This is a genomic window from Mesorhizobium sp. M0244, from assembly GCF_040321795.1.
Taxonomy (GTDB): Bacteria; Pseudomonadota; Alphaproteobacteria; order Rhizobiales; family Rhizobiaceae; genus Mesorhizobium.
This window is the reverse complement of the sequence record NZ_JAMYSE010000099.1, coordinates 1-23846: the sequence shown is the minus strand read 5'-3', so window position 1 is coordinate 23846 and position 23846 is coordinate 1. Positions and strand designations below refer to the sequence as shown.

The 23846-nt window shown below is 63.3% G+C and carries 25 protein-coding genes and 1 pseudogene; 10 read left to right on the top strand and 16 right to left on the bottom strand.

Annotated features, from left to right (window positions below; all coding sequences use genetic code 11):
* Positions 1–317: 317 nt before the first annotated feature.
* From lpdA to mdh, 10 genes and pseudogenes are all read right to left on the bottom strand, one after another.
* Positions 318–1724, bottom strand: coding sequence for a dihydrolipoyl dehydrogenase (gene lpdA / locus NKJ08_RS32830; protein WP_352531576.1), 1407 nt, complete (start codon positions 1722–1724; stop codon positions 318–320).
* A gap of 18 nt (positions 1725–1742) precedes the next feature.
* Positions 1743–2496: pseudogene (locus tag NKJ08_RS32825) on the bottom strand (SDR family oxidoreductase).
* Positions 2493–3020 carry a hypothetical protein gene (locus tag NKJ08_RS32820; RefSeq protein ID WP_352531580.1) on the bottom strand — a complete coding sequence of 176 codons (528 nt, stop codon included), beginning with the start codon at positions 3018–3020 and terminating at the stop codon, positions 2493–2495. The pseudogene NKJ08_RS32825 and the gene NKJ08_RS32820 overlap by 4 nt, the downstream one beginning before the upstream one ends.
* Positions 3021–3043: 23 nt before the next feature.
* On the bottom strand, positions 3044–4345 hold the full coding sequence (gene odhB / locus NKJ08_RS32815) for a 2-oxoglutarate dehydrogenase complex dihydrolipoyllysine-residue succinyltransferase (protein WP_352785269.1): 1302 nt from the start codon (positions 4343–4345) through the stop codon (positions 3044–3046).
* 48 nt (positions 4346–4393) lie between these two features.
* Positions 4394–7381 (bottom strand): 2-oxoglutarate dehydrogenase E1 component, encoded by a 2988-nt coding sequence (locus tag NKJ08_RS32810; protein ID WP_352785267.1) that lies wholly within the window; start codon positions 7379–7381, stop codon positions 4394–4396.
* Positions 7382–7508: 127 nt separating this feature from the next.
* Positions 7509–8414 (bottom strand): succinate--CoA ligase subunit alpha, encoded by a 906-nt coding sequence (gene sucD / locus NKJ08_RS32805; RefSeq protein WP_352785264.1) that lies wholly within the window; start codon positions 8412–8414, stop codon positions 7509–7511.
* Positions 8415–8478: 64 nt separating this feature from the next.
* Positions 8479–8850 (bottom strand): cupin domain-containing protein, encoded by a 372-nt coding sequence (locus NKJ08_RS32800; protein WP_352531588.1) that lies wholly within the window; start codon positions 8848–8850, stop codon positions 8479–8481.
* A gap of 1 nt (position 8851) precedes the next feature.
* Positions 8852–9085 carry a hypothetical protein gene (locus tag NKJ08_RS32795; RefSeq protein WP_352531590.1) on the bottom strand — a complete coding sequence of 78 codons (234 nt, stop codon included), beginning with the start codon at positions 9083–9085 and terminating at the stop codon, positions 8852–8854.
* A 56-nt stretch (positions 9086–9141) separates the two neighbouring features.
* Positions 9142–10335, bottom strand: coding sequence for an ADP-forming succinate--CoA ligase subunit beta (gene sucC, locus NKJ08_RS32790; RefSeq protein ID WP_352531592.1), 1194 nt, complete (start codon positions 10333–10335; stop codon positions 9142–9144).
* A 41-nt stretch (positions 10336–10376) separates the two neighbouring features.
* Entirely contained in the window at positions 10377–11345 is a 969-nt protein-coding gene (gene mdh, locus NKJ08_RS32785; protein WP_352531594.1) for a malate dehydrogenase, read from the bottom strand.
* A 232-nt stretch (positions 11346–11577) separates the two neighbouring features.
* Here mdh and NKJ08_RS32780 point away from each other — a divergent pair, with 232 nt between their 5' ends.
* Positions 11578–11715 (top strand): hypothetical protein, encoded by a 138-nt coding sequence (locus NKJ08_RS32780; RefSeq protein ID WP_352531596.1) that lies wholly within the window; start codon positions 11578–11580, stop codon positions 11713–11715.
* 16 nt (positions 11716–11731) lie between these two features.
* Here the strand turns inward: NKJ08_RS32780 and zapE are convergent, their stop codons facing one another.
* A complete protein-coding gene (gene zapE, locus NKJ08_RS32775) occupies positions 11732–12928 on the bottom strand; it encodes a cell division protein ZapE (protein ID WP_352531598.1) in 1197 nt (398 codons plus the stop codon).
* Between the two features lie 46 nt (positions 12929–12974).
* Positions 12975–13514 (bottom strand): protease inhibitor Inh/omp19 family protein, encoded by a 540-nt coding sequence (locus NKJ08_RS32770; protein WP_352785259.1) that lies wholly within the window; start codon positions 13512–13514, stop codon positions 12975–12977.
* A gap of 279 nt (positions 13515–13793) precedes the next feature.
* Between NKJ08_RS32770 and NKJ08_RS32765 the strand changes: the two genes are divergently transcribed.
* The 8 genes from NKJ08_RS32765 (at position 13794) to NKJ08_RS32730 (ending at position 21010) form a co-directional block, all read left to right on the top strand.
* Positions 13794–14804 (top strand): MBL fold metallo-hydrolase, encoded by a 1011-nt coding sequence (locus NKJ08_RS32765; RefSeq protein WP_352531602.1) that lies wholly within the window; start codon positions 13794–13796, stop codon positions 14802–14804.
* Positions 14805–14878: 74 nt separating this feature from the next.
* The gene (locus NKJ08_RS32760) at positions 14879–15040 is read left to right on the top strand and encodes a DUF1328 family protein (protein WP_066991727.1); all 162 of its coding nucleotides are present in this window, start codon (positions 14879–14881) and stop codon (positions 15038–15040) included.
* A 74-nt stretch (positions 15041–15114) separates the two neighbouring features.
* Entirely contained in the window at positions 15115–15999 is an 885-nt protein-coding gene (gene dapF, locus NKJ08_RS32755; protein ID WP_352531606.1) for a diaminopimelate epimerase, read from the top strand.
* Positions 15999–17300 carry a tRNA (N(6)-L-threonylcarbamoyladenosine(37)-C(2))-methylthiotransferase MtaB gene (mtaB, locus tag NKJ08_RS32750; RefSeq protein ID WP_352785255.1) on the top strand — a complete coding sequence of 434 codons (1302 nt, stop codon included), beginning with the start codon at positions 15999–16001 and terminating at the stop codon, positions 17298–17300. The genes dapF and mtaB overlap by 1 nt, the downstream gene beginning before the upstream one ends.
* 11 nt (positions 17301–17311) lie before the next feature.
* Positions 17312–19075 carry a signal recognition particle-docking protein FtsY gene (gene ftsY / locus NKJ08_RS32745; RefSeq protein WP_352785252.1) on the top strand — a complete coding sequence of 588 codons (1764 nt, stop codon included), beginning with the start codon at positions 17312–17314 and terminating at the stop codon, positions 19073–19075.
* A 60-nt stretch (positions 19076–19135) separates the two neighbouring features.
* Entirely contained in the window at positions 19136–19801 is a 666-nt protein-coding gene (locus NKJ08_RS32740; protein WP_352531612.1) for a septation protein A, read from the top strand.
* Positions 19802–19815: 14 nt separating this feature from the next.
* Complete coding sequence (locus tag NKJ08_RS32735; RefSeq protein ID WP_352531614.1) at positions 19816–20436, top strand: pyridoxamine 5'-phosphate oxidase family protein; 621 nt, start codon at positions 19816–19818, stop codon at positions 20434–20436.
* 40 nt (positions 20437–20476) lie between these two features.
* Entirely contained in the window at positions 20477–21010 is a 534-nt protein-coding gene (locus NKJ08_RS32730) for an NADPH-dependent FMN reductase (protein ID WP_352531626.1), read from the top strand.
* A 113-nt stretch (positions 21011–21123) separates the two neighbouring features.
* On the opposite strand, the gene NKJ08_RS32725 is transcribed toward NKJ08_RS32730, so the two are convergent.
* Positions 21124–21333 carry a tautomerase family protein gene (locus NKJ08_RS32725; RefSeq protein WP_352531616.1) on the bottom strand — a complete coding sequence of 70 codons (210 nt, stop codon included), beginning with the start codon at positions 21331–21333 and terminating at the stop codon, positions 21124–21126.
* A 26-nt stretch (positions 21334–21359) separates the two neighbouring features.
* Positions 21360–22277: an SMP-30/gluconolactonase/LRE family protein gene (locus NKJ08_RS32720; protein WP_352531618.1), complete on the bottom strand. Its 918-nt coding sequence runs from the start codon at positions 22275–22277 to the stop codon at positions 21360–21362.
* Between the two features lie 263 nt (positions 22278–22540).
* Here NKJ08_RS32720 and NKJ08_RS32715 point away from each other — a divergent pair, with 263 nt between their 5' ends.
* Positions 22541–22708, top strand: a complete 168-nt coding sequence (locus NKJ08_RS32715) for a hypothetical protein (protein ID WP_352531620.1) — start codon at positions 22541–22543, stop codon at positions 22706–22708.
* A gap of 161 nt (positions 22709–22869) precedes the next feature.
* Here NKJ08_RS32715 and NKJ08_RS32710 read toward each other — a convergent pair whose 3' ends face one another.
* Positions 22870–23442, bottom strand: a complete 573-nt coding sequence (locus tag NKJ08_RS32710) for a DsbE family thiol:disulfide interchange protein (protein ID WP_352785244.1) — start codon at positions 23440–23442, stop codon at positions 22870–22872.
* The gene (gene ccmD, locus NKJ08_RS32705) at positions 23439–23606 is read right to left on the bottom strand and encodes a heme exporter protein CcmD (RefSeq protein WP_352531624.1); all 168 of its coding nucleotides are present in this window, start codon (positions 23604–23606) and stop codon (positions 23439–23441) included. The genes NKJ08_RS32710 and ccmD overlap by 4 nt, the downstream gene beginning before the upstream one ends.
* Positions 23607–23846 lie beyond the last annotated feature (240 nt).

The window sequence follows — 23846 nt, the reverse complement described above, 5'->3', positions numbered from 1 at the left end:
CTCTGTCGTCGTGGCGCGGCCGTGTAGAATCTGTCCCATAGCGCGTCCTTTGATTCGGACGACAATGGTGCGCCATTAAAGCCTGAGATCAAACACCTAGGATCCATGCCGTGACATCCGCCGAGGAATACGATGGTGCAGAATCACCCGTTGCCGGCCGATGCGAAGAGGCACTCGATTCCGGTTGGTCGGAACACGGCCGCCAAGCAACGGCATGGATCCCAGGGCTCCGCAACGTCGCTTCGCTCCTGCTCCGCCCTAGGATGACGAAGTATGAGATGTCTCATGCGAATCTCGAATGTCTGCGATTGCCCTGACTAAATATGGATCGGCTTGAAGAACGTCGCCAGTGCCGCCTCCTTCACCGCTTCCGACATCGTCGGATGGGCGTGGCAGGTGCGGGCAAGGTCTTCCGACGAGCCGCCGAATTCCATCAGCACCGCCGCCTCATGGATCATCTCGCCTGCGCCGAAGCCGACGATGTGGACGCCGAGCACACGGTCGCTGGCCTTGTCGGCCAGGATCTTCACGAAGCCGTCGGTGTGCAGCATGGCGCGCGCCCGGCCATTGGCGCTGAACGGGAATTTTCCCGCCTTGTAGTCGATGCCGGCCTTCTTCAATTCTTCTTCGGTCTTGCCGACCGAAGCGATCTCCGGCGTGGTGTAGACGACGCTCGGGATCACCTCATAGTTCACATGGCCGGCCTGGCCGGCGATGGTCTCGGCCACCGCCACGCCCTCGTCCTCTGCCTTGTGGGCGAGCATCGGGCCGGCGATAACGTCGCCGATGGCGTAGATGCCGGGCACGTTGGTCCGGAGATGGCCGTCGGTCTTGACCCGGCCGCGCTCGTCAACGTCGACGCCTGCCTCCTTTAGCCCGAGAGCGTCCGAATAGGCCCGTCGTCCCGTGGCAATCAGCACGGCGTCCGCCTCGATCGTCTCGGCCGCCCCGCCTTTGACCGGCTCGAAGGTGACCGTCGCCCCCTTCTTGGCCTTGGCGACGCCGGTCACCTTGGTGCCCAGCCTGAACTCAAAACCTTGCTTCGACAGCAGGCGCTGGAATTGCTTCGAAACCTCGCCGTCCATGCCGCCCAGGATGGTGTCGAGAAACTCGACCACGGTGACCTTGGCGCCGAGCCGCGCCCATACCGAGCCGAGCTCCAGCCCGATGACGCCGCCGCCGACCACCACCAGATGGCCCGGCACCTTGTCCAGCGACAGGGCGCCGGTCGAGGATATGATCAACTTCTCGTCGATATCGACCTTGACGCCGGGAATGCCTGCGACGTCCGATCCGGTGGCAATGACGATGTTCTTGGCCTCGATCTCCTCGACCTTGCCGTCCTCAGAGGTCACCGACACCTTGCCGGCCGCAACCACTTTGCCGGTGCCGCGGAAGCTGTCGATCTTGTTCTTCTTGAACAGGAAGGCGACGCCATTGACGTTGGCCGCCACCGTCGCATCCTTGTGCGCCATCATCTTGCCGAGATTAAGCTTGGGCGCGCCGATTTCGACACCGAGCGTGTCGAAGGAATGGCCGGCCTCGGCGAACATCTCGGACGCGTGCAGCAGCGCCTTTGACGGGATGCAGCCGATGTTGAGGCAGGTGCCGCCGAAGGTCGGGTTCTTCTCGACCACCGCCGTCTTCAGCCCGAGCTGCGCCGCCTTGATGGCGCAGACATAGCCGCCCGGTCCCGATCCGATGATAACGACGTCATAGGCCATGATACTGTCCCCTTTGCTTTAGCGGCCGCCGCCGACTTCCAGAATGGCGCCTGTCGTATAGGACGCCTTGTCCGACAGCAGCCAGAGAATTGCAGCCGCGACTTCCTCGGCGGTGCCGGCGCGCTGCATCGGCACCACGCGGCCCATTTTCTCGGCGCGATCCGGCTGCCCGCCGGAGGCATGAATTTCGGTGTCGATGATGCCCGGGCTGACTATATTGACCCGGATGCCTTCCCCTGCCACTTCACGCGCCAGGCCGACAGAGAAGGTGTTGATCGCGTTCTTGGAGGCTGCGTAGTCGACATATTGACCTGCCCCGCCAAGCCTCGCCGCGATCGAAGACAGATTGACGACGGCGCCCCTTGCCGCCATGCCTGGTCGACATGCGCTTCACCGCTTCGCGCGCGCAAAGCATCGGCCCGATCACATTGATCCGCATCATCCGCTCGAGCCGCGCGAACGACATTTCGTCGACACGTGACAGGCTGTCGACGACACCGGCATTGTTGACCAGCGCGTCAAGCCCGCCAAAGCGGGCATCGACGGCCTCAAACATGGCCAACACATCCGTCTCGCTGCCGATATCGCCCCTGACCGCAACGGCTTCTCCGCCGCCGGCCTCTATGGCGGCGACCACGGTTTCGGCCGCTCGCACATTCGAGGCATAATTGACCGCAATGCGGTAGCCGGCCTTGGCGGCAAGCCTGCATGTGGCGGCGCCGATGCCGCGGCTGCCGCCGGTCACCAGCAGGATTTTTCCGCTCTCGCTCATTCCTGACATCCTTTCAGGGCAAAGACATCCCAGGGCACCTTGGAAAAGCCGTTGGCGCCATGGGCCGCCGACATCTGCAACGACGCTCCCAAGTCGGGAAGGATCAGCTTCTTCGGTGCATCCTTTCCTTCGCCCGGCAGCAACGCGATATTGCCCTGGTCGTCGGCACTGTAGATGACGCCCTCCCACACGGTGCAGGCGGCGAGCTCGTCGCCGGTGACATCGCCGGTCGGGCATTTGTACATCAGCGAGCCATGCGGCCGCGCCACGCCCTCCGTCCACATGACGATGCCGTCGAGCACGACGCCATTGTCGAGCACCATGTTGAAACTATTGGTGACGGTCGCCGACTCGCCGGTTGGCCTGAAATCGATCTCGCCGGCGTTTTCAGGATCGCCATAGACCGCGAGCTCGAGCGGACAGGCGGCGTGAGCGGCGGAGACCGTCTGGATACCGACCGCGCAGATCGCGACAAACAACCCCGACCGGAAACGAGAGCAACTCATCCGGTGGCGCAGATCCATTCTCCGGCTCACCCCAGCCGCCTCTAGAGGTCGAGCACCAGCCGCTCCGGATCCTCCAGGCTTTCCTTGACCCGCACCAGGAAGGTCACCGCTTCCTTGCCGTCGACGATGCGATGGTCATAGGAGAGCGCCAGATACATCATCGGCCGGATGACGATCTGGCCGCCAACCACCATCGGCCGCTCCTGGATCTTGTGCATGCCGAGAATGCCGGACTGCGGCGCATTGAGGATCGGCGTCGACATCAGCGATCCGTAAACGCCACCGTTGGAAATCGTAAACGTGCCGCCTTGCATATCGGCAACCGAGAGCTTGCCGTCGCGCGCCGCAAGCCCCAGCCTGCCGATTTCCTTCTCGATTTCGGCGATCGACATCTGGTCGGCATTGCGCACAACCGGCACGACAAGGCCCTTTTCGGTGCCGACGGCAACGCCGATATGGGCATAATTCTTGAAGATGATATCGGTGCCGTCGATCTCGGCATTGACCGACGGGATTTCCTTCAGCGCGTGGGTGACCGCCTTGGTGAAGAAGCCCATGAAGCCGAGCTTCACGCCATGCTTCTTCTCGAACACGTCCTTGTATTTGGTCCTCAGCGCCATCACCGCGCTCATGTCGACTTCGTTGAAGGTGGTCAGCATGGCGGCGGTCGATTGCGCTTCCTTGAGGCGGCGCGCGATGGTCTGGCGCAGCTTGGTCATGCGCACGCGCTCCTCGCGCGACGCGTCGTCTGCCGAGGACGGCGCGCGCGCGGCAACAGGTGCCGGCACAGGCACAGCCTTCGGCATTTCGGCCGGCTGCGACGGCGCGCCCCTGGCGATCAGGTCGAGTACGTCGCCTTTCAGTACCTGGCCGCGCTTGCCCGAGCCCGAGACCTGGTCGACCGCGAGATTGTGCTCGGCCAACAGCTTTGCCGCCGACGGCGCCGGCGGCGTGGTGCGCGTCTCGATCGCTCCGGCGTCGCCGGCGATCTTGGCCGTCTCGGCCGCGGCCTGCTTGACGCTCGAGGCTGCTGTTGGAGCCGAGGCCTGCGACACCGCCTCCTGCTTCGTTGCCGGAGCGGCGGCAGCATTGGCTGCTGCGCCGGCGCCTGCCGAAATCGTGCCGAGCAGTGCACCGACGCCGACCGTCTCGCCTTCCTTGACGGCGATCTCGCTAAGCGTGCCCGCGGCGGCGGCCGGCACTTCCACCGTCACCTTGTCGGTTTCGAGCTCGACCAGCGGCTCATCGGCGGCGATCGCGTCGCCAACCTTCTTGAACCATTTGCCGATGGTCGCCTCGGTGACGGATTCACCAAGGGTCGGGACGCGGATTTCGGTAGCCATTGTGCCTGTCCGTTTCTTTCGGTTCTGTTTTATCCGCCCAGTTCTGTTCTATTCACCGAGCGCGTCGTCGAGCAAGGCGGCAAGCTGGGCAAGATGCTTCGACATCAATCCGGTCGCCGGCGAGGCGGCGGCCGGCCGCCCGGTATAGCGCACCCGCTGATGCTTGGCATCGATATGCGCCAGCACCCATTCGAGATACGGATCGATGAACGACCAGGCGCCCATGTTCTTGGGCTCCTCCTGGCACCACACCATCTCGGCATTGCGGAAGCGCAACAGTTCGGTGATCAGCGCCTTGGCCGGGAACGGATAGAGTTGCTCGACGCGCAGCAGGTAGATGTCGTTGATGCCGCGCTTCTCGCGCTCTTCGTAGAGGTCGTAATAAACCTTGCCCGAACAGAGCACGACACGGCGGATCTTCGAATCCTTGGTGAGCTTGATGGCCTGGCCCGACAGCAGCTGGGCGTCGTCCCACAACAGCCGGTGAAAGGCGCTTTCGCCCGACATCTCGGGCAGCGTCGACACCGCCCGTTTGTGGCGCAGCAGTGACTTCGGCGTCATCAGGATCAGCGGCTTGCGGAAGTCCCGCTTCAATTGCCGGCGCAATATGTGGAAGTAGTTGGCCGGCGTCGTGACGTTGGCGACCTGCATGTTGTCTTCGGCGCAAAGCTGCAGGAAGCGCTCGAGCCGGGCCGACGAATGCTCGGGCCCCTGGCCTTCATAGCCGTGCGGCAGCAGGCAGACGAGGCCCGACATTCTGAGCCACTTGCGCTCGCCCGACGAGATGAACTGGTCGAACACCACCTGGGCGCCATTGGCGAAGTCGCCGAACTGCGCTTCCCACAGCGTCAGCGCCTTCGGCTCGGCCAGCGAGTAGCCATATTCGAAGCCGAGCACGGCCTCTTCCGACAGCATCGAGTTGATGACCTCGAACCCGGCCTGCGCCGCCGACAGATTGTTGAGCGGAATGTAGCGGGTCTCGTCGCGCTGGTCGTACAGCACGGAATGGCGTTGCGAGAACGTGCCGCGCTCCGAATCCTGGCCGGACAGCCGGATCGGATTGCCGTCGAGCAGGATGGCGCCGAAGGCCAGCGCCTCGGCCGTCGACCAGTCGATGCCTTCGCCCGACTCGATTGCCTGGCGGCGGTTGTCGAGGAAGCGGATGATCGTCTTGTGCGCCTCGAAATCCTTCGGCACCTCGGTCAGCTTCTTGCCGATCTCCTTCAGCGTCTTGACCGGCACCGCGGTTTTGCCGCGCCGCTGTTCGTCCTGGTTGTCGGCCGAGCGCAGGCCGGACCATGCGCCGTCCAGCCAGTCCGCCTTGTTCGGCTTGTAATGCTGGCCGACCTCGAATTCGGATTCAAGATGCGCCCGCCAGTCGGCCTTCATCTTTTCGAACTCGGCCTGGCTGATGTGGCCTTCGGCAATCAGCCGGTCGGCATAGATCTGCACCGTCGTCTTCTGGTTGCGGATCTTGCGATACATGATCGGCTGAGTGAAAGCCGGCTCGTCGCCCTCATTGTGGCCGAAGCGGCGATAGCAGAACATGTCCACCACGACCGGCTTGTGGAACTTCATGCGGAATTCGATCGCCACCTTGGTGGCATGGACCACGGCTTCCGGATCGTCGCCGTTGACGTGGAAGATCGGCGCCTCGATCATCTTGGCGACATCCGACGGGTAGGGCGACGAGCGCGAGAAGCGCGGGTTGGTGGTGAAGCCGATCTGGTTGTTGATGATGAAATGCAGCGTGCCAGCGACGCGGTGGCCGCGCAGGCCCGACAGGCCGAGGATTTCGGCAATGACGCCCTGGCCGGCAAAGGCGGCGTCGCCATGCAACAGCAGCGGCAGCACTTTGGCACGCTCTTCCAGCGGCACGATCTCTTCGCGGCTGCGGCCGAACAGATAATCCTGCTTGGCGCGTGCCTTGCCCATCACCACCGGATCGACGATTTCCAGATGCGAGGGGTTGGCGGTCAGCGACAGATGCACCTTGTTGCCGTCGAACTCGCGGTCCGATGAGGCACCGAGATGGTACTTCACATCGCCCGAGCCTTCGACCTCGTCGGGTGCGGCCGAGCCGCCCTTGAACTCGTGGAAAATGGCGCGGTGCGGCTTGGCCATCACCTGCGACAGCACGTTCAGCCGGCCGCGATGCGCCATGCCAAGCACGATTTCCTTCATGCCGAGCTGGCCGCCGCGCTTGACGATCTGCTCCAGCGCCGGGATCAGCGACTCGCCGCCATCAAGGCCGAAGCGCTTGGTGCCCTTGTACTTGACGTCGATGAACTGCTCGAAGCCTTCGGCCTCGACCAGCTTTTGCAGGATCGCCTTCTTGCCGGCGGCGGTGAAGGATATCTCCTTGTCGGCGCCCTCGATGCGCGCCTGGATCCAGGCCTTCTCCTCGGGATCGGAAATATGCATGAATTCGACGCCGAGCGTCGAGCAATAGGTCCGGGTCAGGATATCGAGCATCTGCCGGATGGTGCCGAATTCGAGCCCGAGCACATTGTCGAGGAAGATCAGCCGGTCGTAGTCGGCTTCGGTGAAGCCGTAATTCTCCGGCGACAGCTCATTATAGTCCTCGAGCGGCTTGGCAATGCCGAGTGGATCGAGATTGGCATGCAGATGGCCGCGCATACGAAAGGCGCGGATCATCATGATGGCGCGGACGGAATCGCGCGTCGCCTGATGCACGTCGGCGTCGGAAAGGGCTGCACCGTTGCCGGCCGCTCTGTCCTTGACCTTCTTTTCGATGTGCTTTTCGACGAGGCCCCAATTGCCGTCGAGCGCCGAGACCAGCTCGCCATTCGCCTGCATCGGCCAGGAGGGCTTGGCCCATGAGGCGCCCTTGGCATTCCTGCGCACGTCGCCGGCGTCATCCTTCAGCGCCGCGAAGAAGTCCTGCCATTCGGGATCGACCGAAGCGGGATCGTCCTCATAGGCGGCATAGAGCGCGTCGATGTAATCGGCATTGCCGCCATAGAGGAAAGAGGTAAGCGAAAACTGGTCGTTGGCCTGATCTTGTCTTGCCATGTCACTGTCGAAGCTCTGGCTTCGTCTCCTTTTAAGTTAAAAGTGAATGGTGAATGGTGAATGGTGAATGGAAGAGGGGAACGCTCCCCGTTTGCACCGCTACCGTTTACTATTCACCATTCACCATTCACTGTCCTTTGATCGCCTCGACCAGCGTCGTGCCGAGCCTTGCCGGCGACGGCGAAACCTTGATACCGGCCGATTCCATCGCCGCGATCTTGTCTTCGGCGCCACCTTTGCCGCCGGAGATGACCGCCCCCGCATGACCCATGGTGCGGCCCGCCGGCGCGGTGCGCCCGGCGATGAAGCCGGCCATCGGCTTGCTGCGGCCGCGTTTGGCCTCGTCCTTGAGGAACTGCGCGGCGTCTTCCTCGGCCGAACCGCCGATCTCGCCGATCATGATGATCGATTTGGTCTCATCGTCGGCGAGGAACATCTCCAGCACGTCGATGAACTCCGTACCTTTGACCGGGTCGCCGCCGATGCCGACGGCGGTGGTCTGGCCGAGGCCGACATTGGTGGTCTGGAACACCGCCTCATAGGTAAGCGTTCCCGAGCGGGAAACAACGCCGACCGAGCCCTTGCGGAAGATGTTGCCGGGCATGATGCCGATCTTGCATTGGTCGGGTGTCAGCACGCCGGGGCAGTTCGGGCCGATCAGCCGCGACGTCGAGCGGTCGAGCCTTGCCTTGACCTTGATCATGTCCATCACCGGTATGCCTTCTGTGATGCAGACGATCAGCGGGATCTCGGCCTCGATCGCTTCCAGGATCGCTTCGGCGGCACCCGCCGGCGGCACATAGACGACGGAGGCATTGGCGCCGGTCCTGGCCTTGCCCTCGGCGACGGTGGCGAAGATCGGCAGTGCCTCGCCCTTGGCGCCGGTCCAGGTCTCGCCGCCCTTCTTGGGGTGAATGCCACCGACCATTTTTGTCCCGTGATAGGCGAGCGCCTGCTCGGTATGGAACGTGCCGGTCTTGCCGGTCAGGCCTTGCACCAGCACCTTGGTGTTCTTGTCGACGAGAATGGACATGGTGGTCCTTTTTAAAAACCGTTGATCGAGGAAGGCCGCGCGGTCATGATCACAACCGCCATGATCACAGCCGCTTGAGATCGGCGACGGTCAGGTCGCTCTTGGCGTTGCCGGTGTTGAGCGTCGTCGCCGGCTCGAACATCAGTACGACAGGTTCCTCGCTCAGCGAGCGCGGCCGATGCTCGACGGCGCGCGGCACGACGATGAACTCGCCGCTGCCGAGTTCCACCGTGCCGTCGCGGAAATCGATGGCGATGCGGCCGCGCAGCACGAGGAACGCCTCATCCTCGTTGTCATGCGCGTGCCAGTCGAAGACATCGCCGAATTTGGCGATCTTGACTTGGGCATCATTGACGTCGCCGGCAATATGCGGATCGAAGACCTTTTTGATCTTCTGATCCGCCGCCTCGATGAGATTTATCTTGTGCGGAGGCATTCTATGACCTCCGCCCTTGAAGTTCTGACTTCAGTTCGCGCAGCACGGCTACAATTTCTCGATTTGTCTCGCCGAGTTCACGAATAGCGGCCGCATTGTCGTGGCCGGCGAATTCCCGGGCGCGAACATATTGCTTAAGTGTGAGGAGACCCCAGATCCAGATCACCAGAAAAACTGCCAGCGGCAACCAGGCAATGATGTATCCCAGCAAGCTTTGCGTGACGTCCTGTTCCACCCTGTATTCTCCAGCTCAGTTAACGCCGAAAGCCACGATCGTCAGTATGCGCCAGATCAGCCCTTCACCGCCGCGACAATTTTCTTGGCCGCGTCATCAAGATCGTCTGCCGACACCACGTTCAGCCCGCTGTCGTTGATGATCTTCTTGCCGAGCTCGGCATTGGTGCCTTCCAGCCGCACCACCAGCGGCACCTGCAGCCCGACTTCCTTGACCGCGGCGATAACGCCCTCGGCGATAATGTCGCACTTCATGATGCCGCCGAAGATATTGATCAGGATGCCTTTGACCGCCGGATCCCTGGTGATGATCTTGAACGCCGCCGTCACCTTCTCCTTCGACGCGCCGCCGCCGACATCGAGGAAGTTGGCAGGCTCGGCGCCATAGAGCTTGATGATGTCCATCGTCGCCATGGCGAGGCCGGCGCCGTTGACCATGCAGCCGATATTGCCGTCGAGCGCGACATAGGCGAGGTCGTATTTCGACGCCTCGATCTCCTTCTCGTCCTCTTCCGTGGTGTCGCGCAATTCGAGCACGTCCGGGTGACGAAACAGCGCATTGTTGTCGAACGACACTTTGGCGTCGAGCACGCGCAGACGGCCGCTCCTCATGACAATCAGCGGGTTGACCTCGAGCAGGCTCATGTCCTTCTCGACAAACGCCTTGTAGAGGATCGGAAACAGCGTGTCGCCGTCCTTTGCCGCGTCGCCGTCGAGCTTCAGCGCGGCATTGAGCTTCTTCAAATCCTCCGCAGTCACGCCCTTTTCCGGGTCGATGGCGACGGTGATGATCTTTTCCGGCGTGTCGTGGGCGACCGCCTCGATGTCCATGCCGCCCTCGGTCGAGACGACGAAGGCGACGCGGCCGACCGAGCGGTCGACCAGGATCGACAGATAGAGCTCGCGCTCGATGTCGGCGCCGTCCTCGATATAGAGCCGGTTGACCTGCTTGCCGGCTGGGCCGGTCTGCTTGGTGACCAGCGTATGGCCGAGCATCTCCTTGGCGTTGGCGACGACCTCGGCCACCGACTTCGCCAGCCTGACACCGCCCTTGGCATCGGGGCCGAGCTCCCTGAACTTGCCCTTGCCGCGGCCGCCGGCATGGATCTGGCTCTTGACCACATAGAGCGGGCCGGGCAGCGCCTTGGCGGCGGCTTCCGCCTCGCTCGCCTTGAACACCGGCACGCCCTCGGCCACCGGTGCGCCAAAGCCCTTCAGCAGCGCCTTGCCCTGATACTCATGGATGTTCATGCGCTATGTCTCCAGCTTGCTTGGCGGGCTTACTTGCCGGCTTATTTGGCCGCGAGATGCGGAGCGATCTTGACGCACGCGTCGCACAGGCCCTGCACCGCCGCCACCGAATTGTCGAACATCTTCTGCTCGGGCTTGCTGAGCTCGATCTCGATGATGCGTTCGACGCCGCCGGCGCCGATCACCACGGGAACGCCGACATAGGTGTTCTTGACGCCGTATTGGCCGGAAAGATAGGCAGCACAGGGCAGCACCCGCTTCTTGTCCTTGAGATAGGCTTCGGCCATCGCGATGGCCGAGGCAGCCGGCGCGTAGAAGGCCGAGCCGGTCTTGAGCAGGCCGACGATCTCGGCGCCGCCGTCGCGGGTGCGCTGCACGATCTGATCGAGCCGCTCCTTCGAGGTCCAGCCCATTTTGATGAGGTCGGGCAGCGGGATGCCGGCAACCGTCGAATAGCGGATCATCGGCACCATGGAATCACCGTGGCCGCCGAGCACGAAGGCCGTGACATCCTCGACCGAGACCTTGAATTCCTCGGCCAGGAAATAGCGGAAGCGCGAGCTGTCGAGCACGCCAGCCATGCCGACGACATGGCTCTTCGGCAGGCCGGAAAACTTCTGCAGCGCCCACACCATGGCGTCGAGCGGATTGGTGATGCAGATGACGAAGGCTTTCGGCGCGTATTTCTTGAGGCCGGCGCCGACCTGCTCCATCACCTTCAAATTGATGCCCAGAAGATCGTCGCGGCTCATGCCGGGCTTGCGCGGCACGCCGGCGGTGACGATGCAGACGTCGGCGCCCTCGATGCCGGCATAGTCGTTGACGCCGGTCAGCCTGGAGTCGAACCCGTCAACCGGCGACGACTGCGCTATATCAAGCCCCTTGCCTTGCGGGATGCCCTCGGCGATATCGAACAGCACGACGTCGCCGAGATCCTTGAGGCCGACCATGTGGGCGAGCGTGCCGCCGATCATGCCCGAGCCGATGAGCGCTATCTTGTTGCGTGCCATGTCAGGATGTTTTCCCTTTGACTATGACGGCGCCCAAATCTTAACGATTTGATGACGGCGTCGGAGGAAGAGGCCGGAATGCTGCAGGAACCGTGAAATTCGCCGCACGCAATAGCCCCGGCCGCACCAAAATTCAAACGATTATTTTGGAGTGAGGAATTTCAATCGGTTAGAAACAATGGGAATTACGTAAACGTCAAAATTGTAAGGCCGACTAGAGGAGTTCTACACAATGGCGCCCAAAATCAGAAGGCTGTTTCCCGGCGATGACGCCCTTGTGATGCGGGTTGCCGACGAGGTGTTCGACGAGGCATTTGGTCCTTTTCTGCGCTTGGTTCAAGGTCGGGCGATCCTTCGCACCCTATCCTAGGTTCTGCACCGCAGCGCTAGCCTTGAGCCTGCCGCGCCTCCGGCGACGGCGCCCTGTGCCTTTCCGCCCAATCCGCCAGCCAATCGTGGCTCTGCATCTCGATCAGCCGCGATGCCGTGCGCTCGAACTCGAAGACCTCGTTGCCGCGCTTGGCCGTATAGAGCTGCGGCGGCGGCGCCGCGGCGCTTACCACCAGCCGCACATGATGGTCGTAAAGTGTGTCGATCAGCAGGATGAAGCGCTTGGCTTCATTGCGCTTGCCTTCACCGAGCACCGGCACATGGTCGATGAAAATGGTCGAGAAGCGGCCGGCAATGGCAAGATAGTCTCGGGCGCCGAGCGGCCTCTCGCAGAGCTCGGCGAAGGAAAACCGCGCAGCCTCGCCGGCGGCCCGCGGCACCACGACGTGCCGGCCCTTCACCGTCAGCATCGTCTCGGCCGTCGGCCTGCCATGCGTCATCGCCTGCCAGGCGTCGTCGAGCGCATGGTCGGCTGCGGCATCGGCCGGGGTGATGTAGACCGGCATGCGGCCGAGCTTGTCGAGGCGGTAATCCTTGTCGGCGTCCAGCGCCAGCACCTGCGCGTGGCGCTCCAGCATGCCGACAAACGGCAAAAACAGCTGGCGATTCAGCCCATCGCGATAGAGGTCCTGCGGCGCGACATTGGAGGTGGCGACCAGCACGACGCCATTGGCAAACAGCGCCGAAAACAGCCTGGACAGGATCATCGCATCGGCGATGTCGGTGACGGAGAACTCGTCGAAGCACAGCACCCAGGCTTCCTCGGCCAGCGCCCGCGCCACCGGTGGGATCGGATCGTCCTCCTTGGCCGTGCCGTTCTTGCGAGCCTGCCGGTGCTTCTGGATGCGGTCCTGCACGTCGGCCATGAAATCGTTGAAGTGCACACGGCGCTTGCGCCGCACCGGCAGCAGCTCGAAGAACATGTCCATCAGCATGGTCTTGCCGCGGCCTACGCCGCCATGGATGTAGAGGCCCTTGACCGCCTCGTGCACCTCGCGCTTGCGGGCGAACAGCCAGCCCAGCGCGCTCGACTTATGCGCCAGCCGCTTTGCCGATGTCTCGTCGATCAGCCGGTCGAGAGCAGCAGCGACCCGCTCCTGCACCGGGTCGCGTCCGATGGCGCCCGTCTCGACCAGATGGTCGTAGCGCTGCTTGACGGTCGCATGGGTCTGGAGGCCGTCACGCAGATGCATCGGTCACGTCGTTGTCGAGGCGGTTGGTCTTCCCTGTCTTCTTTGCCTACCTTGTAAGCGAGATCGGCAGGCCGTTGGAAGTCTGGCCGTCGAATTTCTCGCCGCCCGAGGAATAGAGCCGTGCCAGCGTGCCGCCATTCTCGTCATAGAGCGTCAACTGCTTGCCGCCGACGTTCCAAGATTTGATGCCGTCGAGCGGGGCCGGGCAATGCAGCGGTCCGGCGCGATAGCCCGAGCCGAATTTGGTCTGCGGCGTCGCCACCTGGCAGCTCTGGCCGGACACGCTTGCCTTCCACACGCCGGCGACGCTGGAGGCGGTAAGGTCGGCCGCGCCGGCAGGAGCCGTCCCCTCCGGCAGCACCCCCCCGATCTGCGTGTTCTGCGGCGCGGTCGGAAATTTCGATGGGTCGGCCGGGCCGGGCGTCGCCGGCGGCGGCAGCTGGTTTGCGGTTACCTTGCCGGCGGGCGCAGCTTCCAGCGGCGCCGGCTGTTGCTCGTCCATCGATGAGAACCGTGAGGTTGAACAGCCGCTCGCGACGAGTGCGGCCAGCGATACGGCCAGCAGGCCGGTTTTCGAAAATTTCATTCTTCAACCTCCGTCGGATCCGGCCGGGGGTGCCGTCCGCGCAATGTCCCCCCACCAAGATGGAGAAGGTGGCGAAATTTCAACCCGATATGGTTAAAATACGGTTTGCGCCGCTAATGTTGCAAATTTATCGCAAAATGCACATTGCCTGAATTGCGTTACGCCTTGGCATCTGGCCGCACCCCGACCCTTTGCATTCCTGGCGCGCCCGTCAAATGCTTGCGCCGGCCGGCGTCGGCATTATCTCTTGGCGATCAGCAAACTGCAGGAGCCGATTTCTTGGCCGCGAGAAAAAGAGCCGCCAATCGCTATTATAGCGGCCCGCCCAGCGATCATTTCGACGGCACCTTGTTCTTCAACCCCGACGGCCGGCCGCCGGGTCGCTTTGCCGATCTCTTGAAATGGCAATTGAGTGGCGAACGCTCGAAATGGCCGGCGGCGAATCCGAGCCCGTTTCCGCCGGCAAGACCGGTCGAGCGGATCGATGGTGCTGCGCTGCGCCTCACCATGGTCGGTCATTCCTCGCTGCTCGTCCAGACAGCCGGCCTGAACATCCTGACCGACCCGGTCTGGTCGTCGCGCGTCTCGCCGCTCTCCTTCGCCGGGCCGAAACGCGTCAATCCACCGGGCATCGCCTTTTCTCATTTGCCGCCGATCGACCTCGTCCTGGTCAGCCACAACCATTACGACCATCTCGACCTCGCCACGCTGAAGCGTCTGAAGACAAGGCACGATCCGCTGCTGCTGACGCCGCTCGGCAACGATACCATCATCGACGCTGCCGTCTCCGGCATGCGGCTTTCCGCGCATGACTGGGGCGACCGGGTCGATATCGGCAATGGCGCCGCCGTGCATGTCGAGCCGGTACATCACTGGTCGGCCCGCGGCACCCGCGACCGGCGCATGGCGCTGTGGGCGGGTTTCGTCGTCGAGACACCAGGCGCAAAGATCTATTTCGCCGGAGATACCGGTTTCCACGGCGGCATCAACTACCGGCTGATGGCCGAAAAGCACGGCGGCTTCCGCCTCGCCATCCTGCCGATCGGCGCCTATGAGCCGCGCTGGTTCATGGCGCCGCATCACCAGGATCCGGAGGAGGCGGTGCAAGGCATGCTTTTGTGCGACGCCGCCTATGCCGCCGGCTGCCACTGGGGCACGTTCCGGCTCACCAACGAACCGATCGACGAGCCGGCCAGAAAACTCGGCGAAGCGCTCGATGCTGCCGGCCTGCCGCAGCAACGTTTTCGCGCCTTGCGGCCGGGGGAAGTCTGGGACGTGCCGGCGGTCTAGGAGGCCGGCGGAACCCAAGGCCTCGCAGAAGCGTTTGTAGGTGTTCAAACCTGTCGGCTGCGAGGTAATCTCTTATGATCAAGTGGATCATCATTCTTTTGATTGTCGCGGCCGCGGCAAGCCTGCTCGGCATGCCGGCACTGGCCGGAGCCGCCGCGACCGGCGCCCGCATCCTCATCGGCATCGTGCTGATCATCTTCCTGCTGATCGTGCTTGGCGTCTTCGCGGTGACCTGAAAAGCATGCCGCACTGGTAATTTCTGCCGCTATCCGCCATATAGGCGCCAAACCGGCAAGAGACCTTTCGATCGATGGCAAGTGTGGCCCCTTTCGCCAAGATGAACGGCATCGGCAACGAGATCATCGTTGCCGATATGCGCGGTCGCGCCGATCGCGTGACGCCTGCGGCAGCCATCGCGCTTAATGCCGACGCCGCGACCAAATTCGACCAGATCATGGCGATCCACGACGCCAGGACGCCGGGCACCGCCTTTTTCATCGACATCTTGAATTCGGACGGCACCAGCGCGCAGGCCTGCGGCAACGGCATGCGCTGCGTCGTCCAGGCGCTCGCCGCCGAGACCGGCCAGAAGACCTTCGCCTTCGAGACCGTTGCCGGCATTCTCAATGCCGAAGAACACGCCGACGGGCTGATCTCGGTTGACATGGGCAAGCCGCGCTTCGGCTGGCAGGATATTCCGCTGGCCGAGGAATTCCGTGACACCCGCATGATCGAACTGCAGATCGGCCCGATCGATGCGCCGGTACTGCATTCGCCGTCGGTCGTCTCGATGGGCAATCCGCACGCCATTTTCTGGGTCGACCGCGACGTCTGGTCCTATGAACTCGAGCGCTTCGGCCCGCTGCTCGAAAACCACCCGATCTTCCCCCAGCGCGCCAACATCACCATCGCGCAGGTGACCTCGCCCGAGACAATGGTCATCCGCACCTGGGAGCGCGGCGCCGGCCTGACCAAGGCTTGCGGCACGGCCTCGTGCGCCGCCGTGGTTGCAGCAGCCCGCACCAGGTGCACCGGCCGCAGCGTCACGCTGACGACGCCCGGCGGCGGCTCGCTGCATGTCCTGTGGCGCGACGACGACCACGTCATCCTGACCGGTGCCGCCGAATGGGAATTTTCCGGCAGCTTCGATCCGTCGACCGGCGTGTGGGCGCGCGACACCGAAAGCGCCGCCTGATGGCCCCTCTTGCCAACAGGGGTGTCGACGTCGTCACCTTCGGCTGCCGGCTGAACACCTATGAATCCGAGGTGATGCGGCGCGAGGCGGAAAGTGCCGGCCTCGGTAGCCTCGAAGGCGGCGCCATCATCTTCAACACCTGCGCCGTCACCGGCGAGGCGGTGCGCCAGGCCAAGCAGTCGATCCGAAAAGCCCGCCGCGAGAACCCCGCCGCCCGCATCATCGTCACCGGCTGCGCGGCGCAGACCGAGCCACAGGATTTCGTTGCCATGCACGAGGTCGATCTCGTCCTCGGCAATGAGGAGAAGCTGAACGCCCATTCCTATCGCGCGCTGCCGGATTTCGGCGTCAACGACACCGAGAAGGCCCGCGTCAACGATATTTTTTCGGTACGCGAGACGGCCGCCCACATGGTCGACGCCATCGAGGGCCGGGCGCGCGCCTTCGTCCAGGTGCAGAACGGCTGCGACCACCGCTGCACCTTCTGCATCATTCCCTACGGTCGCGGCAATTCGCGCTCGGTGCCGATGGGCGCCGTGGTCGAGCAGGTCAAGCGGCTCACTGGCAATGGTTATGCCGAGATCGTGCTGACCGGCGTCGACATGACCAGTTTTGGCGCCGACCTGCCGGGCGCACCGAAGCTCGGCAAACTGGTCAAGACGATCCTGAAGCAGGTGCCCGACGTGAAACGCCTGCGGCTTTCCTCCATCGATTCGATCGAGGCCGATGACGATCTGTTGGACGCCATCGCCTCCGAGCCCAGGCTGATGCCGCATCTGCATCTGTCGCTGCAATCGGGTGACGACATGATCCTGAAGCGGATGAAGCGCCGGCACAGCCGCGACCAGTCGATCCGCTTTTGCGAGGATGTGCGCAAACTGCGCCCGGGCATCGTTTTCGGCGCAGACATCATCGCTGGCTTCCCGACCGAGACGGACGCCATGTTCGAAAACTCGGAAAAAATTGTTGAGGAGTGCGGCCTGACGCATCTCCATGTCTTCCCGTTTTCGCCGCGCCAGGGCACGCCCGCCGCGCGCATGCCGCAGCTTCGCCGCGAAATGGTCAAGCAGCGCGCGGCACGCCTGCGCACCGCCGGCGAGGCCGCCTACCGCCATCACCTTTCGGCACTTGCCGGCACGCGCCAGTCGATCCTGGGCGAGCGCGACGGGCTCGGCCGCACCGAAGGCTTTACGCTGGCCACGGTCTCTGCCGGCGCGCCGGGCGACATTGTCGAGGCTGATATTGCCGGCCATGACGGCACCCGCCTGATCGCCGCGCCGCTTGCCGCCCGCGCCGCCTGAGAGCGCAAGACATGGCTGGGTTTTTCAAGAAGATATTTTCGTTCGGCAAGAAGGAAGTCGTCGAGGAGCGGCCCGACGAGACCGCACCGCTGCCGCCAATCAAATGGGACGCACTGGAGGCGCTGAAGCCCGCCGCCGAGCAGCCCGTCCCGGAATTCCTGAAACGCAGCGAGCCTCAGCCTGAGGCCGAAGCCGCACCGGCGGTCGAGCCGGAGGCCCCTTCTGCGCCGGAGCCTCCGCCTGTCGAAGAGCCGAAGCCCGAGCCCGCTCCGACCATTTCCCCCGAGCCAGACATTCAGCCGGCGCCGGAAACGCCTGTTGAGGAGCCGGAGGAAATCCCGGCCGGGCTTGTTATTCCGGAGCCAATCCCAGAGCGGAAGCAGCCTGAGACCGTCCAGACTGAGCTTCCGTCATCCGAAGCTGGCGCCGCCCCTCATCCTCCTGCCGGCACCTTCTCCCCGTATAGGGACGGGGAGAAGGGAGCTGATCTTGACGCCGAAGCCCCTTTCACAGACGCCGAAGAAGAAGCTGCAACGCTGACGCCCCCCTCTCCCCGTCCTTCACGGGGAGAGGGTAAGGGTAAGGGTGAGGGGCAGCGCCAACCTGCGCAAGACGCGGCACCGACTGCCGAAGTTAAGCCAACGTCACCTGCGCCCGAAGCACCGCCCGCCGAAATCCCGCCCCCGATCCGCCAGCCGGCGCCGGTCGAGACGAAGCCGACGCTGGCCGAGATCGCGCCCGAACCAGAGGCCATTCCACAGCCATCGCCGGAGCCAAAACCCGCTCCGGGCAAGGTGACCGTAACCAAGAAGGTCGAGCAGAAGGCCGAGCCGCGGAAGGCGCTCGAACCGGCGCCGAGGCGCTCCTGGTTCCAGCGCATGCGAGACGGGCTTGCCCGCTCTTCCAAGGAGTTGTCAGGCAACATCGCCGGCGTCTTCACCAAGCGGAAACTTGACGAGGACACGCTGCAGGACCTGGAGGATGTGCTGATCCGCGCCGATCTCGGCATGGAGACGGCTCTGCGGGTTACCGACGCGCTCTCCGCCAGCCGCTACGGCAAGGACGTCTCCGACACCGAAGTCCGCGCCATCATGGCGGCCGAGGTGGAGAAGGTGCTGACCCATGTCGCCATGCCGCTGGAACTCGATCTCAGCCACAAGCCGCATGTCATCCTGGTCGTCGGTGTCAACGGCGCCGGCAAGACCACGACCATCGGCAAGCTGGCGGCAAAGCTGACCGATGGCGGCCTCTCGGTGATGCTCGCCGCGGGCGACACTTTCCGCGCCGCAGCGATCGAGCAGCTGAAGATCTGGGGCGAGCGCACCAACTCGCCGGTCATTGCCTCGAAGCTTGGCGCCGACGCCGCCGGCCTCGCCTACGATGCCTTCGAGCGGGCGAAAGAGGCCGGCTCCGACGTGCTGATAATCGACACCGCCGGGCGGCTGCAGAACAAGATCGAACTGATGGCGGAACTGGAAAAGATCGTCCGCGTGCTGGGCAAGCTCGATCCGGCGGCGCCGCACACCGTGCTGCAGACGGTCGATGCCACCACCGGCCAGAACGCGCTCAACCAGGTCGAGATCTTCCGCAATGTCGCCGGCGTCAACGGCCTGGTGATCACCAAGCTGGACGGAACGGCGCGTGGCGGTATTCTGGTGGCGATCGCGGCGCGGCACAAATTGCCGGTCTATTTCATCGGCGTCGGCGAACAGGTCGACGACCTCGAACCCTTTTCCGCAAGCGAATTCGCCAGGGCGATCGCTGGCGTGGCTTGACGAGCATGATCCCGAAAAGTTGCAGACTTTTTGGATTGGATCATGCGTAAGAAGGATCCCATGAGCCCACCCATCCTCGAACGCGACCCGTCCGATCCGCGACGCAAGGCGTTGAACCCCGGCCTGAAATTCCTGCTCGAGCTCGGGCCTGGTCTGGTGTTCTTTTTCACCACCATCCGCGGCGCGTGGCTTGTCGGGAAATTTCCGATCCTCAGCCATATCGGCGAGCCTATCCTGATTGCCACAGCGTTCTTTATGGTGGCGACGGCGCTGTCGCTCAGCGTTTCGTGGATTTTGACGCGCAGCTGGCCGATCATGCCGCTGGTGTCGGCCATCGTGGTGTTTGTGTTTGGCGCGCTGGCGCTGTGGCTTCAGGACAAGACCTTCGCTTTCATGAAGCCGACAATCATCAACAGTTTGTTCGGCATCACGCTTCTTGGCGGGTTGGCGTTTGGCAGATCGCTGTTGGGCTATGTCTTTGATTCCGCCTTCAATCTCGACGCCGAAGGCTGGCGCAAGCTCACTTTCCGATGGGGGTTTTTCTTCCTTTTTCTGGCTGCGCTGAACGAGGTCGTATGGCGTAATTTTTCTGAGGAAACCTGGCTTTATTTCAAGGTCTGGGGCACGATTCCCATTACACTTGTCTTCACGTTGAGCCAAATGCCGTTGATCCTGCGCCATTCGCTCGAGGACAAGGCCGCCAAGGAAGAGAAGGCCGGCAAATAGACGAGGAGAGGGGCATGGAATTCATCACCACGCGCGAAGAGCTGAGGACGATCTACAAGACGCCTCGGCCGACCGACGGCTCGATCCGCAAGGAATTGAAGGCATTGGACGGCCACTGCCGTTCCTTCATCGGCAAGAGCCCGTTCGTGCTGATCGGCTCGTCCGACGGCGCCGGCAATGCCGATGTGACGCCGAAGGGCGACAGGCCGGGCTTTGTAGCAGTGCTCGACGAGAAGACCGTCGCCATCCCGGACCGGCCCGGCAACAACCGGCTCGACACGCTGGAGAACATCCTTCTCAATCCCTCGATCGGGCTGCTCTTCCTCATTCCCGGCATGAACGAAACGCTGCGTGTCAATGGCGATGCCCGCATCACCGTCGATGCGGCATTGCGTGAGCGGCTGGCGGTCGACGGCAAGGCGCCGCAAAGCGTCGTCGTGGTGACGGTCAAGGCCGCCTACATGCATTGCGCCAAGGCTTTCATGCGCTCCGAACTGTGGAAGCCGGAGAGCTGGTACGACCGCGCGACGCTGCCGACGCTCGGCCAGATCCTGCGCGACCAACTGGCGCTCGCCGAAACGGCGGAGGCGACCGACCGCTGGCTGGACGAGGATTACAAGCAGACCATGTGGTAGCGTGCCCGGCAACGAATCGCCCAAGCCGGTCTCCATTCCTTTGCTGAACATTCTCGCCATCTCCGGCAGCCTGCGCGCCGCCTCGACCAATTCGGCCCTGGTCGCGGCCCTCGCGCAAAACGCGCCACCGGGTTGCCGCGTTTCCGTTTATGACGGGCTTGGGCGGCTGCCGATCTTCAATCCCGACGACGAAGGCGAGCGGACGCCGCCGCAAGCATCGGCGCTGATCGATGCCGTCACCTGCGCCGACGGCGTCATCATCTCTTGCCCTGAATATGCCCATGGCGTGCCAGGCGGCCTGAAAAACGCGCTCGACTGGCTGGTGTCGCGCGATGCCGCCGTCGGCAAGCCGGCCCTGCTGGTCCACACCTCGCCGCGCTCGCTGTTTGCCCGCGCCGCGCTGGTCGAGATCATGCGGACCATGTCTTTCCAGCTTTACGAGGAAGCGCCGCTGGAAATCGCCCTGCTCGGCAGGAAGCCGGATGACGTGGGAACCATTCTGTTGGAGCCGGCAAACCGGCTGGCAATGCGTGACGCGCTTTCGGCCTTCGCGGACTTCATTCGCACGCGTTGAGTGACGGGCCACCGTGCTTTCGTCATCCTAGGGCGGAGCAAGGAGCGACGCGACGCGGCGCAGACCCTGGGATGACGAAGCTAGGGGCTGCGGCCATCTGCAGTGCCGCGGGATTAGCCCTTGCCGCGCAGCGTCTCGACATCGGTCTTGCCAACAAACCAATCGCGTGCATTGACCTCTTCGAAGACCACCCAGACGTCATTGTTGGTCAGGCCGGTGGCGCCGACGATCGCCTCGGTCACCTGGGCAGCGATCGCTGCCTTCTTGCCGGCCGGGTCGGCGGCAATCGCTTCCTTGACGATGCGGATGTTCACAAACGGCATGGCGTCCCTCCCTGGATATTGTCAGCTCAATAGGTTCTGGCGCCGTTGACCATCAGCCGGACCATGTAGAGCGAGGTCGTGCCGGCGATGTAGAGGCAGTTCAGCTTGTTGCCGCCGAACACGCAATTGGCGACGACTTCCGGCACCTTGACCTTGCCGATCAGCGTCCCGTCGGGATCATAGCAATGGACGCCGTCAGCGGCACTGGTCCAGATGCGCCCGTCCGCATCCAGCCTGAAACCGTCAAACAGGCCGGCGGTGCAGTCGGCAAAGACCTTCTCGCCGGACACCGTCTTGCCACCTTGGCCGACATTGAACACCCGGATGTGCGCCGGGTTTTGCGCACCATGCGTGCGGCCGGTATCGGCGACATAGAGCTTGCTCTCGTCAAGCGAGAAGGCGAGCCCGTTGGGCCTGACCATGTCGGTAATGACGGCCTCGGTCTCGCCGGTGCCGGGATCGACCCGGTAGACATGGCAGGCGCCGATCTCGCTTTCGGCCTTGTCGCCCTCGTAATCGGTATCGATGCCGTAGCTCGGGTCGGTGAACCAGATCGAGCCATCGGACTTGACCACCGCGTCATTGGGCGAGTTCAGCCGCTTGCCGCGCCATTTGTCGGCGATGGTGATGACCGAGCCGTCATGCTCGGTGCGGCTGACGCGGCGGCCGGAATGCTCGCAAGTGACCAGCCGGCCTTGCCGGTCGACGGTGTTGCCGTTGGAATTGCCCGACGGCTGACGGAACACGCTGACGCCGCCGTCGGTCTCGTCGTAGCGCAGCATGCGATTGTTCGGGATGTCGGACCAGACGACATAGCGCCCGGCCGCAAACCAGGCCGGCCCCTCCGCCCAGCGGCAGCCGGTAAACAGCCTGTCCACCTGTGCATTGCCGTTGAACAGCCGCGCAAAGCGCGGATCGAGAACTTCGTAGAATTCGGCGGCCATGGTTCCTCCCGGTATTCAGTCGCTGGCGAGGCACGATCAAGCCAGCCTGCGATCGATATGGCAAGATCGATGATGCGTTAGAAGCTTTATGGGAGCGGATGCTGGCCCGGACGGCAGGTCGCATCCCGTTAACCGGCTATGCGCCCAGCGCAATGGTGCATTGCAACATCTTATTTTTGCAACGCACCATAACTATGTCATGCTCCGTATCGATCAAGGGAGGAACAAACGGCCGCAAAATGCGGCGCAAAAGGAAACTCGCTATGATCATCGACAGCCTCATGAGCCGCGCTCGCGCCAGCATCGCCAAGCGCCGGCATTACAACCGCCTCGTCGCCGAAATCGACAGCTTCACCAGCCGCGACCTCGCCGACATGCGCGCCGACCGCAGCGAAATGCTCTACCAGATCCACAAGCAGATCTACGGCTGAATCTTCGGTCGAGTAACTCGGCCGCGCCTCGGCGCGTTGAGATTCAGGTCAGGCCGAGTCGAAAAATGGTGGATTCCGAGAACCGGAGCGGAGCGTACTTTGGGTACGCGAGCATCGGAAGCGCAGGAAACCGCCATTTGCAGGCCGGCATCACCTGAATATCAACGCGCCGTCAGCGCCTTCTCGATCTCCGGCAAAAGCAGCGTCTGCGCCGAGTCCGGCGTCAGCGGTCCGACATGCTTATAGGCGATCTTGCCGTCTTTGCCGACGACGAAGGTTTCCGGCACGCCGTAGACGCCCCTGTCGAGGGCCGCGGGGGGGGCCGCGTCGACGCCGATCGCCTGAAACGGATTGCCTAAATCGCCGAGGAACCGACGGGCGTTTTCCGGCTGATCCTTGTAGTTCAGCGCGGCCATGACGAAGCGTCTGTCCTGCGACAGCGCCAGCAGCACCGGATGTTCTTCCCGGCACGGCGCGCACCAGGATGCGAAGACGTTGACCAGCGTCACCTTGCCGGCGAACTGTTTCGAATCGAGGCCCGGCAAATTGGTTCCCTCGAGCGGCGGGAGGTTGGTCTGCGGCGCTGGCAGGCCGATCAGCGCCGACGGCACCTCCGAAACGTCGCGCCCGGACAAAAGCTGCGCCAGGAACAATCCCGCCAGCCCGAGAAAGACCAGCAGCGGCACCAGCACGATCAGGCGGCGGCGCGCCGGTGTTTCCGTTTCCGTGCTCATGATTTTGCTGCCTTATCGGAGCGCCGGCGCACGCCGGACGCCTCCAGCTCGGCGAGCTCTCGCTTGCGGCCGCGCTGGTCGAGCAGGATCCAGCCGATCAGCCCGGCCAGCACCACGGCCGTGATCGCATACGCGGTGGTCACATAAAGCGCATGCACGCTCATGCTTTTCGCTCCGCGCCGCCTGCCAACCGGGCCTCTTCGCCTCGTTCCAACATGTCTTCCTTTAACGCCGCGCTCTCGGCTCGGCAATCGGCCGCCATGCCGCAGCCGTAAACTGAAGCCGGCGCCTAATTGTTTGATCTCAGGTTTTAATGGCGCACCATTGTCGTCCGAATCAAAGGACGCGCTATGGGACAGATTCTACACGGCCGCGCCACGACGACAGAGGCGGTCCGTCGAGCA